The 17,777-nt window shown below is 62.4% G+C and carries 14 protein-coding genes; 3 read left to right on the top strand and 11 right to left on the bottom strand.

Annotated elements, in window-relative coordinates; all coding sequences use genetic code 11:
• Window positions 1-3 precede the first annotated feature (3 nt).
• A complete protein-coding gene (locus tag AACZ17_RS15775; RefSeq protein WP_290746891.1) occupies window positions 4-1,113 on the top strand; it encodes a cupin domain-containing protein in 1,110 nt (369 codons plus the stop codon).
• Complete coding sequence (locus tag AACZ17_RS15770) at window positions 1,103-2,026, top strand: GNAT family N-acetyltransferase (protein ID WP_290746888.1); 924 nt, start codon at window positions 1,103-1,105, stop codon at window positions 2,024-2,026. The genes AACZ17_RS15775 and AACZ17_RS15770 overlap by 11 nt, the downstream gene beginning before the upstream one ends.
• 52 nt (window positions 2,027-2,078) lie before the next feature.
• Here AACZ17_RS15770 and AACZ17_RS15765 read toward each other — a convergent pair whose 3' ends face one another.
• From AACZ17_RS15765 to AACZ17_RS15735, 7 genes are read right to left on the bottom strand one after another with little or no spacing between them, the layout of a single operon-like run.
• Window positions 2,079-3,425, bottom strand: coding sequence for a cation:dicarboxylase symporter family transporter (locus AACZ17_RS15765; RefSeq protein ID WP_290746885.1), 1,347 nt, complete (start codon window positions 3,423-3,425; stop codon window positions 2,079-2,081).
• A 32-nt stretch (window positions 3,426-3,457) separates the two neighbouring features.
• Complete coding sequence (locus AACZ17_RS15760; RefSeq protein ID WP_290746882.1) at window positions 3,458-3,775, bottom strand: Rieske (2Fe-2S) protein; 318 nt, start codon at window positions 3,773-3,775, stop codon at window positions 3,458-3,460.
• 46 nt (window positions 3,776-3,821) lie between these two features.
• Entirely contained in the window at window positions 3,822-4,781 is a 960-nt protein-coding gene (meaB, locus tag AACZ17_RS15755; protein ID WP_290746879.1) for a methylmalonyl Co-A mutase-associated GTPase MeaB, read from the bottom strand.
• Between the two features lie 4 nt (window positions 4,782-4,785).
• On the bottom strand, window positions 4,786-6,948 hold the full coding sequence (gene scpA / locus AACZ17_RS15750; protein WP_290746877.1) for a methylmalonyl-CoA mutase: 2,163 nt from the start codon (window positions 6,946-6,948) through the stop codon (window positions 4,786-4,788).
• A gap of 23 nt (window positions 6,949-6,971) precedes the next feature.
• The gene (mce, locus tag AACZ17_RS15745; RefSeq protein ID WP_290746873.1) at window positions 6,972-7,382 is read right to left on the bottom strand and encodes a methylmalonyl-CoA epimerase; all 411 of its coding nucleotides are present in this window, start codon (window positions 7,380-7,382) and stop codon (window positions 6,972-6,974) included.
• A gap of 10 nt (window positions 7,383-7,392) precedes the next feature.
• The gene (locus tag AACZ17_RS15740; protein WP_290746871.1) at window positions 7,393-10,206 is read right to left on the bottom strand and encodes a biotin/lipoyl-containing protein; all 2,814 of its coding nucleotides are present in this window, start codon (window positions 10,204-10,206) and stop codon (window positions 7,393-7,395) included.
• Between the two features lie 38 nt (window positions 10,207-10,244).
• Window positions 10,245-11,978, bottom strand: a complete 1,734-nt coding sequence (locus AACZ17_RS15735) for a carboxyl transferase domain-containing protein (protein WP_290746868.1) — start codon at window positions 11,976-11,978, stop codon at window positions 10,245-10,247.
• A 270-nt stretch (window positions 11,979-12,248) separates the two neighbouring features.
• Here AACZ17_RS15735 and pabB point away from each other — a divergent pair, with 270 nt between their 5' ends.
• Window positions 12,249-13,652: an aminodeoxychorismate synthase component I gene (pabB, locus tag AACZ17_RS15730; RefSeq protein ID WP_290746865.1), complete on the top strand. Its 1,404-nt coding sequence runs from the start codon at window positions 12,249-12,251 to the stop codon at window positions 13,650-13,652.
• An 8-nt stretch (window positions 13,653-13,660) separates the two neighbouring features.
• On the opposite strand, the gene thrH is transcribed toward pabB, so the two are convergent.
• The 4 genes from thrH to AACZ17_RS15710 all read right to left on the bottom strand — a co-directional run bounded on the left by thrH (window position 13,661) and on the right by AACZ17_RS15710 (window position 17,771).
• Complete coding sequence (gene thrH, locus AACZ17_RS15725; RefSeq protein WP_290746862.1) at window positions 13,661-14,278, bottom strand: bifunctional phosphoserine phosphatase/homoserine phosphotransferase ThrH; 618 nt, start codon at window positions 14,276-14,278, stop codon at window positions 13,661-13,663.
• A gap of 83 nt (window positions 14,279-14,361) precedes the next feature.
• Window positions 14,362-15,336: an HTH-type transcriptional regulator CysB gene (cysB, locus tag AACZ17_RS15720; RefSeq protein WP_290746860.1), complete on the bottom strand. Its 975-nt coding sequence runs from the start codon at window positions 15,334-15,336 to the stop codon at window positions 14,362-14,364.
• 116 nt (window positions 15,337-15,452) lie between these two features.
• Window positions 15,453-16,352: a 5'-nucleotidase gene (locus tag AACZ17_RS15715; protein WP_290746857.1), complete on the bottom strand. Its 900-nt coding sequence runs from the start codon at window positions 16,350-16,352 to the stop codon at window positions 15,453-15,455.
• A gap of 69 nt (window positions 16,353-16,421) precedes the next feature.
• Window positions 16,422-17,771: a sodium:alanine symporter family protein gene (locus tag AACZ17_RS15710; RefSeq protein WP_290746855.1), complete on the bottom strand. Its 1,350-nt coding sequence runs from the start codon at window positions 17,769-17,771 to the stop codon at window positions 16,422-16,424.
• Window positions 17,772-17,777: the final 6 nt, after the last annotated feature.

The raw sequence follows: 17,777 nt of genomic DNA, 5'->3' as shown, positions 1-17,777 counted from the left end.
CGCGTGCAGGGGCTGGACCCGGCGCAATTTCTGGCCAAGTACTGGCAGCGTGAACCACTCCTGCTGCGCGCTGCTGTCCCCGGCTTCACTCCGCCCGTCAGCGCGGACGAACTCGCCGGCCTGGCGATGGAGGACGCCGTGGAGTCGCGAATCGCTGAATGCAGCGGTCCCGCCGACAGCGCAGCCAGCTGGCGGCTGAGCCAAGGCCCCTTTGACCCGGGTGACTTCCAGCGACCGCACCCCTGGACATTGCTGGTGCAGCGCGTGGATCAGCTGCTGGACGACGTGGCCCAGCTGCGCCAGCTCACCGATTTCATCCCCCGCTGGCGTTTCGATGACGTCATGGTGAGCTACGCCACGGACGGCGGAGGTATCGGCCCTCACTACGATCTGTATGACGTGTTCCTGCTGCAGGGCGAAGGTGAGCGCACCTGGCGGATCGGGCAGCGCTGCGATGACGGCACACCCCTGCTGCCGCACAAGGACCTGAAACTGCTGGCACGCTTCGACTGCCACACCGAATACACCCTGCGCTGTGGCGATGTGCTTTACATCCCCCCGGGGGTCGCGCACTGGGGTATTTCCCGCGGTGAGTCCACCTGTTTTTCCCTCGGTTTTCGCGCTCCCCGCCTCGCTGACCTGCTCTCTCACCTCACAGATGCCTGCCTCGAAACGGTCGACAGCAGCCGACTGCTGGAAGACGCCGGCCGCAAGCTGGCAGACCGCTGCGGAGAGATCTCCACGGCCGACATCCAGACGGCGCGGGAGCAGGTATTGCGCCTGCTGGTCGACACAGCCGACGACCACTGGTTTGGTGAGCTGATAACCGCTGCCGATGGCCTACCGCTGCCAGAACAGGAGGTCGGCCGGCTCCGCGGGCATCTGCGCGCCGGGGCCTCCGCCAGACTGGCACCGGGCGCCCGCGTGGCCTGGCAAACGACGGGCGCAGAACTACGCGTTTTCGCCAATGGTATGAGCTGCACTGCACCGATACCTATGGCGAGCTGGCTCGCCGAGCTCTGTGCCGACATCCCGGTGCGCACGCCGGGCGGCGAAGGCGCGGCAGCCGTGCTACAGTTTCTGCTGCAACAGGGGGTATTGGATGTCGAGTAGAACGACACAGACATTGCAGTTGGCACTCGTTGACTGGGAAACCCACCGGGAGGCGTTGCGCGCACTGCGGGAAGCCGTCTTCATTGTCGAACAGGGTGTGCCCCGGGACATTGAATGGGATGGACAGGACGAGCAGGCCCTGCATGTGCTGGGCACGATCGACGGCCTGCCCGTCGCCTGTGGACGCCTGCTACCCAACGGCAAGATCGGGCGCATGGCGGTACTCGCGGACCACCGCGGCCATGGCCACGGGGCCGCAGTACTGGATGTGCTGATCGGTGCGGCGAGGGAGCGCGGTCTGGACAGCGTCTACCTGCACGCGCAACAGCACGCCGCAGATTTCTACGCCCGTGCAGGCTTCAGCCCGGAGGGTGAACCCTTCGAGGAAGCCGGTATTCCGCACGTTGCGATGCGCCGTGACACCGGCCTGGGCAAGGTCTACGCCAACGGCATTGCCTACCCGGAACCTTTTGCACGCTGGGCAGCCGCCCTGTGCCAAAACGCATCGCGCGAGATCTGCATCCTGAGTCACGACCTGGACCATCGGGTGTTCGACAACAGCGAGCTTGCGGCGGCATTAAGCGCGCTCGCGCGCCGCGCCGCACAGTCCCGAGTGCGTATTCTGGTGAGCGACTACCGGCCAATCATCCAGCGCGGCCACCGCCTGTTGGCACTGGCCCGACGCCTGCCCTCCTCTGTTATCCTGCAGCAGCTGGACGAACACCCGGACTGGAAAGGGGAAACCCTGGTCCTCACCGACCGCAGTGGCGTACTCTGCAAGCCCGCAGAGAGCGACCAGGCCGCGTTCTGCGAGCCCGACTCTCGGGCCCGCGCGGAACGCTACCGGGATTTATTCGAGGAACTCTGGCGCCACAGCGGTCCGCACGTGGAATTCCGCAGCGTCCCGCTTTAATCAACACCCTTCGCGGGATCTGCCCAAACCCCACAAACGCTGGCGGCTTGCGTCAATCCCGGGCCACAGACGCGCCCAGCCAACGCTGCGTTACCACGCCGGCGGTCATGGCGCCGTTCACGTTGAGGGCGGTACGGGCCATATCGATGAGCGGCTCGATCGAAATCAGTACGGCGGCTACCGTCACCGGAAACCCCATGGCCGGCAACACAATCAGCGCGGCGAATGTCGCGCCCCCACCCACCCCGGCGACACCGAAGGAACTGATGGCGATAATGCCCACGAGGCCGGCCATGAAATCCCATGCCAACGGATCAATGCCCATCGACGGCGCGATCATCACGGCCAGCATGGCCGGATAGATACCCGCACAGCCGTTCTGCCCTATGGTGGCACCCAGTGTCGCCGAAAGGCTGGCAATCGGTGTCGCTACCTGCAGTTTGTCGATTTGGGTTTCAACATTGAGGGGAATGCTGGCCGCCGAACTGCGCGAGGTGAAGGCAAAAGCGAGTACCGGCCAGACCGACCGGAAGTAATGTCGCAGGCCCATGCCATGTACGCGCAGCAGCAGCGCATGCACCGCGAACATGATGCCGATGGCCAGATAGGAGGCAACCACAAAGGCGAGCAGGTTGAGGATGTCCGCGGCGTCCGACCGCGCCACCACCCCGCCGATCAAGGCGAGTATGCCGTAGGGCGTAAGCGCCATCACGATATGCACCAGCCGCAGGACCACCAGCCGTGCTGTGTCCACAAACGCCTCTATCTGCGCACCCCGTGCCGGCTCTGAGCGCGCAACCTGCAGGGCGGCTACGCCAAACAGAATGCCGAACAGCACAACCGCGATGATCGACGTGGGACGCGCCTCGGTCAGATCGTAGAACACGTTCGCCGGCACAAAGCGCACCAGCATGTCGGGCAGACCCAGGCCGGCAACGGTTTCATAGCGCTGCGCCAGCAGATCTGCTGAGGCCAACTCGCGTGCACCCTGGGTGATGCTGTCGGCGGTCAGGCCGAAAGCGCTGGTCACCAGAATGCCGACGACCGCGGCGACCATGGTCGTCGCAATCAGCAATCCCACCACGGCGCCGCCAATCTTCCCGAGATCCGCGACCTCGCGCATTTTCAGCACGGCGGCGACCATCATCACCAGGACCAGCGGCATGATGATCATGCGCAGGAGACTCACATAACCACTGGCGACGATACCGGTCCACTGCAGTGTATCGGTGAGCAGATCCGCGCGCCCCGACCAGGCGACCTGCAGGCCCACACCGTACACGGCGCCCGCCATCAGGCCCGCAAGAATCTGCCGAGACAGCGGCCAGCCGCGACAGCGCAGTCGGTATAGCAGATAGCACAGGGCAGAAAATGACAGCAGGTTGACGAGCAGAAGCATGGCAGGTTCCTTGTGGTACGCGGCGGCCGCGTTCAGTCGGGCAACAGCAACCCGACCTCATTGCCCTCGTAAATCAGGGGCCAGGTTTTCAGACCTCGACACGGCTCTTCGGAGGCCTGCACCAGAGCGCCATCTGTCAGCCGAAAGCGATAGCGGTGCAACGGGCACTCCAGCACGCCATCGCGAATGGAGGCTGCATCAAGTGGATGTTCACGGTGCGGGCAGCGGGCCTCCAACAGATACAACTCGCCGTCCTGTTCTACCAGCAGCAGCGCGAGCTCGTCTATCCGGAAGCTGCGACGGTAGCCATCGTGCAGGTTGATCAGTTTTTCCAGCGGACGAAAGCGCATGGGAGCTCACTCGAAGAGAGGTCTTGCGCCATACTGGCAGCGCAGGTCAGAGCAGGTCAATCAGGCGCCGGGCCGCGGCATAGGCCGTGGTTTCACCTGCCTCGACCGCCTGTTCCAGCTCCGGCAGCAGAGCACGTATTCTGGGATTCTGCTGCAAACGCTGCAGCAGCAGATTGTTCAGCAGTGAATGCATCCAGTCGCGGTTCTGGCGTGCCCGTTTGGCATCGAAAGCGTTGGCCTTGCGCGCGTCGGTCCAGTAATCAACCAGCATGCCCCACACCGCATCGATGTTCTGATTCTTCAAGGCCGAACAGGTCATCACCCGGGGTGTCCAGAAGGTGGTCTGGCGCAGCAGGTGCATTGCGGCGTTATAGTGCTGTCGCGTCTGTTTGGCCAGCTGCTCGCTGTCACCGTCGGCCTTGTTGATCACCAGGGCGTCCGCCAGTTCCATGATGCCGCGCTTGATACCCTGCAGCTCATCGCCGCCGCCGGGCAGCATCAACACCATGAAAAAGTCGACCATGCCGGCGACCTGGTACTCAGACTGCCCGACACCGACTGTTTCCACCAGGATGACATCGTAACCGGCGGCCTCGCACAACAGCATGGTTTCACGGGTCTTCTGTGCCACCCCTCCCAGCGCCCCTGCCGCCGGTGAAGGACGGATAAACGCCTCCTCCCGCCTGGACAGCATTTCCATACGGGTCTTGTCGCCAAGGATGGAGCCGCCGGTCATCGGTGAACTTGGATCCACGGCGAGCACCGCCACCCGCTTGCCCTGGCTGATCAGGTACAGTCCAAACGCCTCAATGAAGGTCGACTTGCCCACACCCGGCACACCGGAGATACCGACCCGGATGCTGTTACCTGTGTAGGGAAGCAGTGCTTCGAGCAGCTGCTGCGCACCCTCGCGGTGATCGGCAAGCGAGCTTTCCACCAGCGTAATGGCCTTGGCCAGCGCTCGGCGATTGCCCGCCCTCAGCGCATCGGTATCGACAGCAGCCATGGCCTCAGGCCGCGCCTTGTGCCTCGTTGACCGCGTCCAGCACCTCGCGAGCACACTGTGGGATCGGTGTGCCGGGGCCAAAGATGCACTTCACGCCCGCCTTGTAGAGGAAATCGTAGTCCTGACGCGGAATAACGCCGCCGGCGATCACCACGATATCCTCCGCGCCCTGCTTGCGCAGTTCTTCGACCAGTGCGGGCACCAGGGTCTTGTGTCCTGCCGCCAGCGATGAAGCGCCGACGACATGGACATCATTCTCAATGGCCTGCCGGGCCACTTCTTCCGGCGTGGAAAACATGGGCGACAGGTCGATGTCGAAACCCACATCGGCGAAAGCAGTGGCAACCACCTTGGCGCCGCGGTCATGGCCGTCCTGTCCCATCTTGCACACCAGCATACGTGGACGGCGACCATACTTTTCGACAAACGCATCGATATCCATGCTGATACCCTGCCAGTTTTCATCCTGCTGGAACGCCGAGCCGTACACGCCGGAGACGGTTTGTGCCTGGGCATTGAAACGGCCGTACTCGCGCTCCAGGGCGAAGGAGATTTCCCCCACGGTGGCACGCCGGCGGGTCGCCTCAATGGAGAGTTCCAACAAGTTGCCTTCGCCGCTGACCGCAGCCTGGTACAGCTGCTCAAGTATCTCCTCGACCGCCGCTTCGTCGCGATTGCTGCGCACAGTGTCCAGCCGGGCAAGCTGCGAGGTGCGTACGGCATCGTTGTCGATCTGCAGCACCTCGACCTCACTGGCATCGTCCGTCCGGTACTTGTTGACGCCGACAATGACATCTTCACCGCGGTCAATGCGGGCCTGCTTGCGCGCCGCGGCCTCTTCGATCCGCAGCTTGGGCATGCCGGTTTCGATGGCCTTGGCCATGCCTCCGGCTGCTTCGACTTCTTCAATCAGCTCCCAGGCCTTGTCGGCAATGGACTGGGTCAGGCTCTCCATCATGTAGGATCCGCCCCAGGGGTCCACCACATTGGTGATGCCGGTTTCCTCCTGGATAATTAGCTGCGTGTTGCGCGCAATCCGCGCCGAAAATTCGGTCGGCAGTGCAATGGCCTCATCAAGGGCGTTGGTATGCAGTGACTGGGTGCCCCCAAACACGGCTGCCATCGCCTCGATGGTCGTGCGCACCACGTTATTGTAGGGATCCTGTTCCGTCAGCGACCAGCCAGAGGTCTGGCTGTGTGTGCGCAGCATGGAGCTCTTGGGGTTCTGCGGGTTGAACTCCGCCACGATTCGCGCCCAGAGCAATCGCGCTGCGCGCAACTTGGCGATCTCCATGTAGAAGTTCATGCCGATGCCCCAGAAGAAGGACAGCCGCGGTGCAAACTCATCAATGCTGAGGCCCGCTGCGAGCGCTGTACGGATGTACTCCTTGCCATCGGCGAGCGTGTAGGCCAGCTCCAGCGCAGCGTTGGCGCCCGCCTCCTGGATGTGGTAACCGGAAATGGAGATGGTGTTGAAACGCGGCATGTTCCGCGAACAGTGGGCGATGATGTCGCCGATGATCTTCATGCTGGGCGCAGGTGGGTAAATGTAGGTGTTGCGCACCATGAACTCTTTCAGGATGTCGTTCTGAATGGTGCCTGCCAGCTGCTCCTGGCCTACGCCCTGCTCTTCCGCTGCGACGATGTAGCCCGCAAGAATGGGCAGCACCGCGCCGTTCATGGTCATGGACACCGAGACCTTGTCGAGCGGAATGCCGTCGAACAGGATCTTCATGTCCTCCACGGAATCGATAGCCACACCCGCCTTGCCGACATCCCCCGTCACCCGCGGGTGATCCGAGTCATACCCGCGGTGTGTCGCGAGGTCGAAAGCGACGGAGATACCCTGCCCACCTGCTGCCAGCGCCTTGCGGTAAAACGCGTTGGAGGCCTCAGCGGTAGAGAAGCCCGCGTACTGGCGAATGGTCCAGGGCCTGCCTGCATACATCGTCGCCTGGGGGCCGCGAATATAGGGTGAGAGGCCCGGCATGGTATTGGTGTATTCGAGGGCTTCGATATCCTCGGCGGTGTACAGGGGCTTTACCGCGATATCTTCCGGCGTGTGCCAGGTCAGTGAGTCCAGTCCCTTGCCCCGCAGACTTTTCTCTGCCTCGGTGCGCCAGGCCTCCGGCGTTGCCGCGTCACGGTTGTAGATCTTGTCGCTCATAGGTGTTCTCTCCGCTGTCTCGATCAGTGCGCGTCGCCGGGCTGGCTGAGCTCAATGAGTACGCCGTCACAGCTCTTGGGATGAATGAAGATCACGCGTGAGTTATGGGCACCGGGGGTCGGGGCATCCGACAGGAACTGGTACCCCTTGGCCTTCAGCCGTGCGACGTCTTCGTCGATATTGTCGGAGCGAAAGCAGAGGTGATGCATGCCCCCACCGCGCTTCTCCAGGTAGCCCGCAATCGGGCCCTCGCCATTCAGCGGGTGTACCAGCTCGATACTGGTCGGTGGCAGCGGGAAGAACGCCGTCGAGGTCTTCGCCGGCACCACATCCTCGGTGCCCTCAAAGGGCAGTCCAAAGTCTTCCATGAAACGTTTGATGGCCTTTTCAAAGTCAGGCACGGCAATGGCAATATGGTCCAGCGCGGTAATCATTCAGGGCACCTCAAATCACTTGCTGCAGGAAACGTGCTGTGGATTCCCGGCGTTGCTCTGCAATCACCTCAGGAGAGACCACCTCGATCTTCTCGTCCGGCGTCACCTTGAACAGGGGCTGGCCCTTGTGGATGATCACGCCATCGGTATCGACCAGTACTTTGTCTACGCTGCCGGCAAAGGGCGCGTACACCTTGTTGAACATTTTCATCACCTCGATGATGTACAGCGGATCGCCCGCTTCGAAGTGATCGCCTTCCTGCACATACAAGGTGTGCTGCGGCGACTCCCTGCCGTAGAACATGCCGCCGCTTTCGGCGAGGATTTCATCCGACTTGGCCACCGGCGGCGGTACCAGCACCTTGGCCATAGCGTGCTGCAGGTCCGCATCGAGCAGTCGCTCGGGGATGTGGATGGTAAGGTCTTCATTGACCGTGAGATCGAAGAAGCCTGTCGCTTCGGCGATGCTGGGCAGGACGGCGAGGATTTCCACACCCGCCTGGAAACCGGCATGGGCCGCTCGCGCAGCACTCCAGCTGTCCGCCGTGAACGCCTCAGGCACTTCCGTGCTGGCCAGCACGCTCTCCAACTGTACCCAGTCCCCGGCATCGAGACGCTGCGACAGTTCCATGTAGAAGTCCAGCGCCTCCTGCAGGAGTGCGTGGTCATGATCCCAGATCACCGTCGCGGCCGGCGCGTCCGCGCTGTAGTCCATGTTGAGGAAATGGTAGGTGTCTGCGAGCATTTCGATCGGGTTTTCGTTCCAGCTCACCTTGCCGTCTATCAGGGTGTAACAGTCGCGGTTGACGCTGAGCCAGCCAGCGAGGATATGGGGTTCTGCCAGCAGACGCTCCAGCGGTCGCAGCAGCAGGGTGGACTTCAACTCCAGGCAGCTCCTGAGCGCCTTGGCCGCCTCGTCGTTCAAGCCTTTCAAGGTTGCGCGGCTGATCTGCTGCCAGGCAAAGTCGATATCCAGCTTGTTGGCCTGTGCCTTCAACTCGCCCACCGCCGTGAGATACGGAACGATAAAGCGCGTCGTCGGCCGCGCGTTGATGTTCCGCCCGATGAACCAGTTCACCAGCCCGTAGTGGAACTCCAGGTTGGTGGCCAGGTCCTTGCCGCGCATACGGGTGCGGCGAATAACCTCGGCCATGCGCTCGTAGGTTTCGAGGCGTGTGTCGCCCACGGTGAGAAGCAGGGCAATGTTGGAGTCGTAGGCGCCGGCGAGCGTGTACTTCATGAACACGTCAGTGTCCGGGTTGTGCAGGCTGATGCCCTGATCGTCGCGGATTTCGCCCTCGAGGGCGTCGCTCCAGCCCTCAATGACACCGCCCGCTGAGGGCTGCAGTGCCTGGTTGGTCGCATTCAGACGCGCCTCGACCGAGTCGTTGTGGCGCAGAATACGCTCGGGGCGTGGCAGTGCACTGCCGTGCGCAGCCAGCAACACCATCGCCTCCACCAGCGATTGCACCACGAAGAAGTCACGCTCATCGTCCGGGTTGGTGAATTTCAGGGAGTAGCACAACTCGGTAACCCGGTGCTCCACCTGGATGCGGGTGTTCATTTCCATGAAAAAGTGTTTGTCGCGGTCGACAATGCACTCAAAGGTGGATACGGAATCCAGTCCCACCGCCGCGCCAAAGCGTGCGGCTTCGTCTTCCATTTCCTCCAGCGTGATCAGGTCCTGGCGCAGCACGGCAGCCTCGGTACTGCGCCCGGCCGCCTCGGCCTGAGCCAGCGCAGCCTGCAGCGACTCGATGGTTACCGACACCTCAAGCAGTTTCTGTTCGTGCATCTGCAGGGAACAGTCCCGGCCGCCCAGTGTGATACACCAGTCGCCGTTGCCGATCACCTGAATTTCCTGATGGCGGGTTGTTTCAATGTTCAGCTCGACCAGAACATTCTTGTTGTCGCCCACGCCAGTCGTTTTTACTTCGTTGAGGATTTCCCGCACCAGCTCCGGTGTCCGCTCGGCCTCGCCAATGCCGAGGATACGCTGACCCTTGCCGCCGCCACCGCTGATGGCCTTCAGACGCACCCGGTTTTTCGGGTAATCCTCGGCCATCTTCTTCACCGCCTCGGTGAGGGTTTCACACAGCTCGTCCACTGTGTAGAGGTCGACGCCTTTGGTATAGGAAGCCGCCAGCACGATGTCGGCCTTGTCTTCCAGGGTGATCTCCGGGTCATCCAGCTTGTCCAGGTCCGCCGGCAGATCATTGGCGGCACAGAGCGCCTTCAGCGCGTCGACGTCCGGGTGCTTCTTGAGCAGCGTCAGTGCGGTGCCATTGTCGATACCGGGCGTTACGGAAACGCCGGCTTTCAGAGCCGTGCGCTTGGCTTCATCCTTGAGGCCGGCATCGTGCACCGTGCGGGAGCAGGGGCCAATGAAATTCAACCCGGCCTGCTCCATCGCCGCTACCATGGTCTGGTCTTCTGCCATGAATCCGTAGCCGGCGAAAATCGCGTTGTAGCCGTTGTCGTGGGCAATGCTGATGATCTGCGCGATACGCTGGTCGCGCTCCTCTTTATTCGCCCCGGTGTAATCGGGCACCCGGTGTACGCGATCCGGGTCGGTCAGTGAACGCAACTCGGGGGCCTGGGCATTGCGGTAGACGATGGAGTCCTTTTCCGACAGCAGGATGCCGAAGTGTTCGATACCCATCTCGGAGAACACGTCCATGGCCTCTTTGCGGATGGGGCCGCGACAGATGATCAGCGGACGCAACCCGGAGCAGTCGAAGCGACGTACCCAGGCTGAGGGATGCTCCGCCAGCCGGCGGTCGCGGTGAATCAGGGGATTGCGCAGATAGTATTCGTTGGACACGCGGTATTTCCTCAATCAGGCGATGGCCTTGGCCGTGGTCAGTGGAACTCGCGCTGCACAGAGGCAAGCGGTTCAGGCGTGTAGTGGCGCAGACAGAAATCCATGTGTTCAGCCAGCACGGTACGCAGGTCTGACGGCATCACGATCTGCGAGATAGACCCCAGGCTCAGCGCCTCGTTGGGGTTCATCAGTTCCTGTTCATAGCGCTGGGCGAGCGCCTGTTCTTCCGATTTAACCCAGCCCTGGACCAGTTGCTCGGCGGTGGCACGCGCCTCGTCCTCCGACAGGCCAGCCGCTTTCTGGGCTTCGGTCTCGGCGGCTATCTTCCCCGCCACACTGCCGCGAATGCGCCGCAATTCATCCTTGTAGACATATTCGACGCCCGCCGGACCCATCACTGCAACACGCGTTGTGGGCAGGGCAACCACAAAATCGGCGCCGGTGGGGTAATTGTTATAGGAGGCGTAGGCACCGCCAAAGGCGTTGCGCACCAGCACCAGGAAGCGCGGAGTGCGCAGGTCCACGATCGCGTCGAGCATGGCGCGCCCGGCCTGCACGATACCGCCGGCCTCCTGTTCGCGCCCCGGCAGGAAGCCCGTGGTGTCCTCCAGGAAGATAATGGGAATGTTGTAGAGGTTGCAGAAGCGAATAAAGCGGGCGTTCTTGTAGGCGGCGGCGATATCGATCTGCCCGGACGCCACGGCCGAATTGTTCGCCACAAAACCCACCACGTTGCCACCCATGCGACCCAATGCGGTGATGGTATTGCGCGCTCGCTCGGCCTGGATTTCCAGGAAATCACCGTGATCGCAAAGCTGCTGGATCAGTATGCTGATGTCCACCGGCGTGTTGTAGCCGGTGGGCGAGTTGAACGCCTTCTTGAGCAGGATATCGATATCCCAGGTCTTGCGCGTTACCGGATCGGAGGATGCCTGGTACGGCGCCAGCGCGCTGTTGTTGTCTGGCAGGTACTTGAGCAGTTCCCGCACCTTGCGCAGGGCAGCCACCTCGTCGGGCACCACGAAGTCCGTAACGCCACTCTGGCTGTGCACACCCGGACCGCCCAGCTCATCCGGCGTAACGTCCTCACCGAGCACCGATTTCACCACGCCGGGGCCGGTGAGGCCGAAGAACGTGTCATTGGGCTGGATCAGGAAGCTTCCCTGCCGCGGCAGGTAGGAACCGCCGCCCGCGTTGAAGCCGAACATGCACATGATGCTGGGTACAACCCCGGAAATCTTGCGCAGGGCGGTAAACGCGTCGGCGTAGCCATCGAGCCCGCCGACACCGGCAGGGATATAGGCACCGGCAGAATCATTCAGGCCGACCAGGGGGATTTTCCGTTTGGCGGCCAATTCGAACAGCCGCGCCAGCTTCTTGCCGTTGGTGGCGTCCATGGAACCGGCACGAACCGTGAAATCGTGCCCGTAGATCGCGACATCGCGACCATTCACCTTGATCAGTGCGGTAACCAGGGAGGCACCGTCCAGGTTGGGTCCCCAGTTCTGGTAGAGCACCGTTGGCGCCTCGTCGGCGAGGCACTCAATGCGTTCCCAGATGGTCATGCGGTTCTTCTGATGCTGACGCTGGGTATTGCGGACACCCGCGGCACGCAGCGGCCGCTGCTGCAACTCCCAGCCTGCTTTCAACGCTTTCTCGTATAAACCGGGCTGCGAGGCGACCTGACCCGGTACGCCGAACTCCCGTTCAGGGGCGCTGGCGAACGGGTTTTCCAGCGTCGCGATCAATTCTGACTCAGTGTTTTTCTTCATGCGTTTTCCCATACTGGTACGTTACCGCTCTGTGGAAGCCGGCAACAGCTTCTACCTTCTGTCTAGGTTCCCGGGTTTACATGCGACGGCGGCGGGGCTTACGATGACACCCCGCCCGAATTCGGCGCACCACATTAATTCCATGCCCCATGAATGTCAATTTAACGACAGGCTGACGCGACGGGTCGAGTCCTCGCAATTACCCTGCTGTTCCCGGCTGTACATAGCGGATTGCGTAATTTTTGCGCGATCCGGCTACGAAAATATGAGATGTCAACATTCGACACCCCACGCTCACAGGGTCCGAAGCTCACCGTGAACCTGCATATCGATGAGCTTCCCTGGCAGCAGGACAGTGCCCATTACTTCACCGCCCTGCGTGCCCTGCCCTGCCCCGCCTGGCTGGACAGTGCGCAGCCCTGGGCCAATGGCGGACGCTACGACATCCTCGTTGCAGATCCGGTTGACGAAACACCGCGGGTACCGCCGGCCAGCGCTCCCGGTACCGCCTGGAACGCCTATCTGCAGGCGCTTGCCGAACTCCACCGGGAACGCTACGCAGGAATCGCGCCCGCAAGCCAGCGCCTGCCTTTCTGCGGCGGACTGCTGGGCTACCTGGGCTATCAACCGGGCAATGCGCTGCATGGCGTCGCACACCACGACGCGGCGCAGCCCACCTCGCCGCCCGCCGCCATCGGCTGCTATGACTGGTGTGTGGTGCAGGATCATCTGCTGCAACGCAGCGCGCTCGTCGCGATGCCCTGGGTCAGCGGCCGTGTACGTGAGGACCTGCTGGCTCGCCTGGCAGCGGCCCACGCCGCGCGGGGTCCGTTTCAGCTGCACGGCGGCTTCCAGCCCGCCATGACGCGCGAGGCCTACTACAGCGCCTTTGCGCGCATCCAGGCGTATATCCAGGCAGGTGACTGCTACCAGGTCAATCTTGCACAGCGCTTTGATGCAAGTTACGACGGTGATCCCTTTATCGCCTATCGCGCATTGCGCGAAATCGCCGCGGCGCCGTTTTCCGGTTATCTAGAGCCCGAGGCGGGGCAGGCGCTGCTGTGCCTGTCACCGGAACGCTTCATCTCGCTGCAGGGACAGCAGGTTGAAACCCGGCCAATCAAGGGCACCCGGCCGCGTTTCGCCGACCCGGCGCGCGACCTGCAGAGCGCCACCGCGCTGCGCGAGAGCCCCAAGGATCGCGCCGAGAACCTGATGATCGTCGATCTGCTGCGCAACGACCTGGGGCGCAGCTGCGTACCGGGCAGCATTCACGTCGAGCAACTGTTCGGGCTGGAAAGCTATCCCACGGTACACCACCTGGTCAGCACCATTCGCGGCGAGCTTGCGCCCGGGCGCGGTCCCCTGGACCTGCTGCGAGACAGTTTCCCCGGTGGTTCCATCACCGGTGCGCCAAAGCGACGCGCCATGCAGATCATCGCCGAGCTGGAGCCCTGCAGCCGCGAAGCCTACTGCGGCTCACTGCTGTATATCAGCGCCGACCGCCACATGGACAGCAATATCGCCATTCGCAGCCTGGTTGCCAATCACGGCAGCCTGCGCTGCTGGGGTGGCGGCGGGATCGTAGCGGACTCGGAGGCCGAGCAGGAGTACCAGGAGACCTACGACAAGGTCGGGCGCTTCCTCAGTGCGCTGGAGCAGCGCTTCCGCTAGCGGCCAGCCTATAGGGTCAGGGGGCGGTCACTGGCCTCGACAAAGGCCTGCTTCAATGACGGAAAATCGTGCAGCGCCCTGAACTGCGGGAACTCATCGATGACATTCTGCGGTGCGTGGAACAGCAGGCCCACGTCCGCCTCTGCGAGCATCGATGTATCGTTGTAGGAATCACCGGCGGCAATGATCCGATAATGCAGACTGTGCAAGGCCTGCACCGAGGCGCGCTTCGGATCCTTCTGGCGCAGTTTGTAGTCCACTACCCGGCCCGTGTCGTCGACCTGCAGACGGTGGCAGAGCAAGGTTGGCCAGCCCAGCTGGCGCATCAGTGGCGCGGAGAACTCGTAGAAAGTATCCGACAGGATGATCACCTGAAACCGCTCGCGCAGCCAGTTGAGGAACTCGGCAGCGCCGGGGAGCGGCTCCAGCGTGGCAATCACGGCCTGGATGTCGTCAATCTTCAGCCCGTGTTCGTCGAGCAGGCGCAGGCGCTGCTTCATCAGCACATCATAGTCGGGAATATCCCGGGTCGTGGCGCGCAACGCCTCAATGCCGGTCTTTTCGGCAAACGCGATCCAGATTTCGGGGATGAGCACCCCCTCAAGGTCAAGGCAGGCCAGTTCCACGTTACACACTCCGAGAGGCTTCGAGAAAGCCGCCCAATCTACCCAAGCGCTGCACCGGCCACAAGCGCAGCGGGCACAAAAAGTCAGTACACCGGCAGTTCTATATCGGCAAACAGCGCTTCCAGCTCTGCCTTGCTGTGATGCGCAAAAGCTTCCTTGACGATATCACGCGTAAGGTGCGGAGCGAAGTCTTCGATGAAGTCGTACATGTAGCCACGCAGGAATGTACCGCGCCGACAGCCGATGCGGGTCACACTGCTGGCAAACAGCCGGGTGGCGTCCAGGGCAACGAGGTCGGCATCGGCGCGCTCATCGTAGGCCATGGCGGCCACGATGCCTATCCCCAGGCCAAGACGCACATAGGTCTTGATGACATCGGCATCCGCCGCCGTAAACACGACCTTGGGCACCAGGCCACGGGCCATGAAGGCTTCATCCAGCTTGGAGCGCCCGGTAAACCCGAATACGTAGGTCACGATGGGGTGTGCGGCCACGTCCTCCAACGTCAATTCGGACAGCTGGGTCAGGGGGTGATCGCGCGGCACCAGCACGCAGCGGTTCCAGCGGTAACAGGGCAGCATGATGAGGTCGCTGAACAGCTCCAGCGCTTCCGTGGCAATGGCAAAATCCACCGTGCCATCTGCCGCCATTTCGGAGATCTGCATGGGGGTGCCCTGGTGCATGTGTAGAGACACATCGGGGTAACGCTCGATGAACGAGCGGATGGTGGCGGGCAGCGCATAGCGTGCCTGGGTGTGGGTGGTTGCGATGGAGAGGCTGCCCTTGCGCTCGTTGGAATACTCCTGTGCAACCTGCTTGATGCTCTCCACCTTGCGCAACACCTCTCCCGCCGTCTGCAGGATGGCCTCCCCCGCCGGGGTGACGTGGGTAAGGTGCTTGCCGCTGCGGGCAAAGATCTCGACGCCCAGTTCGTCTTCCAGCAGGCGAATCTGCTTGCTGATACCCGGTTGCGACGTGTACAGGCTCTGGGCAGTCGCCGACACATTCAGGTCGTGGTGGGCGACTTCCCAGATGTAGCGCAGTTGCTGCAGTTTCATTCCCGAATCCCTCGCCTCGCCCATACACCGCGGGGCAGCGGTTACCGGAGGCTTATACAGAATAGTAGTTAAAGCCGGCTGTTGCCAAGATCAATGGAATAAGAAAACGCCGTTGGCTAGCGGTTCGCGACCCCGTGGGGCACGTGTCCGGTGGCGATATGCGGGCTGGCCAGCTGGCAGTGTGTCTCCTGGTCATCAAAGAACACATCCGCCTGGTAGGCCCGCAGAAATTCGGTTTTATTCAGGCCGCCCAGGAAAATCGACTCATCAATGCGGATATTCCAGGCGCGCAGGGTACGAATCACGCGTTCGTGTGCGGGTGCCGAACGGGCGGTCACCAGTGCCGTACGTATGGGTGCCTCGCTGGCGGGAAACGCCTGCTGCAGCCTGTGCAGGGCCGCGAGGAAGGGCTGGAATGGACCGCCGCTCAGCGGCGTGCGCGCGGCTGCCCGCTCGCTGGCCGTAAAAGCCTCCAGACCCTGTGACTTATACACCTGCTCAGCTTCATCGGAGAACACCACCGCATCGCCGTCGAAGGCGAAACGCAACTGGTCGGAACCGGAGTTGCCACTCTTGTTCGAGACCAACGTGGCCGCTGCCACGCCGCAGGCCAGTGCGTAGCGGACATCCTCCGCTTCGTTGGATAGAAACAGCTGGCAACCGAAGGCGTTGATGTAGCGCCAGGGGCTTTCGCCACCGCAGAATGCGGCCCGGGTGATCGGCAGTTCATAGTGCTGGATCGAGTTGAACACGCGCAGGCCGGTATCAGCGCTGTTGCGCGAGAGCAGAACCACCTCGACGCCGGCGCTGTCACCGAGCAGGGAATTCAGACGCAGCATCTTCTGCACCAGCGGAAATGCCTCGCCAGGCTCCAGGGGCTCCTCTTCATGGGCAATCTGGTATTCCGAATAGGCCTTCAGACCCTCCTGTTCGAACACCTGGTGACTGGCACCGAGATCGAACAATGCCCGTGAGGAGATCGCGATAACCAGCTTGTTGGACGTGTCTTCAGCCATACACGGAGTGTACTCCCAAGCCTGCAGGGCGACCAGCAGGCGCCCGCCGCCACGGCGTCGGGGTCATCATCAGGCCTCGGGAGCGGGCTGGCCGTCGAAATAGGCCCGGCTGATGCGGAACACCAGCGGTGCCAACAGCAGCAGCGCGATCAGGTTCGGAATGGCCATGAAGGCATTGAGGGTATCGGCAATCAGCCAGACCAGTTCCAGGTCAATGAGGGTGCCCACCGGGATGGCCAGCACCCAGAGCAGTCGGAACGGCAGACTCGCTCGAATGCCAAACAGGAACACAGCGCAACGCTCGCCGTAGAACGACCAGCCGATCATCGTCGTGAAGGCAAACAAACACAGCCCGATCGTGACCACGTACTGGCCCCCCGGCATACCCTGCGCGAAGGCCATGGAGGTCAGGCTGGCACCGCTCACCCCGGTGGGCAGCACGTCCATAATCACAATGACCAGTCCCGTCATGGTGCAGACGATCAGGGTATCGATGAATGTTCCCAGCATGGCGATCATGCCCTGCTGTACCGGCTGGCTGGTTTGCGCGGCGGCGTGGGCGATAGGCGCACTGCCCAAGCCTGCCTCGTTGGAAAAAATGCCCCGCGCCACGCCAAAACGGATCGCCGCCCACACCGTTGCGCCGGCAAAACCACCGGCAGCCGCGGCGCCGCTGAACGCCGCATCCACGATGGTCAGCAGCGCCGCCGGAATCGCCGTGATGTGGGTTACCAGTACCAGGGCGCCCATGATCACGTAGCCCAGCGCCATCATCGGCACCAGCCAGCTGGCCACCCGTGCGATGCGCTTGACACCCCCGAGAATGACGGCCGCCACCAGCCCCATCAGCACCAAACCCGTTGCCAGCGGCGGTACCGCCATGAAGTCCTCAAGCACCTGCGCGACCGAATTGGACTGCACCGTATTGGCGATGCCAAAGCCAGCCAGCGTGCCAAAAACGGCGAAGGCCCAGGCCAGCCAGTGCCAGCGTTTGTGCAGACCGTTGCGGATGTAGTACATGGGGCCGCCACTGTAATTCCCTGCGGCATCCTGCTCCCGAAAGCGCACGGCACAGACCGCCTCGGCGTATTTGGTGGCCATACCCACCAGCGCAGTGATCCACATCCAGAACAGGGCACCGGGCCCGCCCAGCGCAAGTGCCGTGGCTACCCCGGCGATATTCCCGGTGCCAATGGTTGCCGACAGCGAGGTCATAAGGGCACTGAACGGAGAGATATCTCCCTGCCCCTGCCCCTCACGGCCGCCGAATAACAGGCGAAAGGCACGCGGGATATTGCGTAGCGTGAGAAACCGCAAGCCAATGCTGAGGTACAGCCCGGTCCCCAGCAGGAGCACCAGCATGACCGGACCCCATGCCCAGCCGTTGAGGGTGATAACAAAATCGCTGAATGCCTGCATGATGAA

The sequence above is a fragment of the uncultured Haliea sp. genome (assembly GCF_963973825.1).
Taxonomy (GTDB): Bacteria; Pseudomonadota; Gammaproteobacteria; order Pseudomonadales; family Halieaceae; genus Haliea.
This window is presented reverse-complemented; position numbering and strand designations above follow the sequence as displayed.

Coding starts and splice junctions, on each gene's coding strand:
- AACZ17_RS15770 (WP_290746888.1), top strand. CDS start 1,103: ATGTCGAGTAGAACGACACAGACATTGCAGTTGGCACTCGTTGACTGG.
- AACZ17_RS15765 (WP_290746885.1), bottom strand. CDS start 3,425: ATGCTTCTGCTCGTCAACCTGCTGTCATTTTCTGCCCTGTGCTATCTG.
- AACZ17_RS15760 (WP_290746882.1), bottom strand. CDS start 3,775: ATGCGCTTTCGTCCGCTGGAAAAACTGATCAACCTGCACGATGGCTAC.
- meaB (WP_290746879.1), bottom strand. CDS start 4,781: ATGGCTGCTGTCGATACCGATGCGCTGAGGGCGGGCAATCGCCGAGCG.
- scpA (WP_290746877.1), bottom strand. CDS start 6,948: ATGAGCGACAAGATCTACAACCGTGACGCGGCAACGCCGGAGGCCTGG.
- mce (WP_290746873.1), bottom strand. CDS start 7,382: ATGATTACCGCGCTGGACCATATTGCCATTGCCGTGCCTGACTTTGAA.
- AACZ17_RS15735 (WP_290746868.1), bottom strand. CDS start 11,978: ATGAAGAAAAACACTGAGTCAGAATTGATCGCGACGCTGGAAAACCCG.
- pabB (WP_290746865.1), top strand. CDS start 12,249: ATGTCAACATTCGACACCCCACGCTCACAGGGTCCGAAGCTCACCGTG.
- cysB (WP_290746860.1), bottom strand. CDS start 15,336: ATGAAACTGCAGCAACTGCGCTACATCTGGGAAGTCGCCCACCACGAC.
- AACZ17_RS15715 (WP_290746857.1), bottom strand. CDS start 16,352: ATGGCTGAAGACACGTCCAACAAGCTGGTTATCGCGATCTCCTCACGG.
- AACZ17_RS15710 (WP_290746855.1), bottom strand. CDS start 17,771: ATGCAGGCATTCAGCGATTTTGTTATCACCCTCAACGGCTGGGCATGG.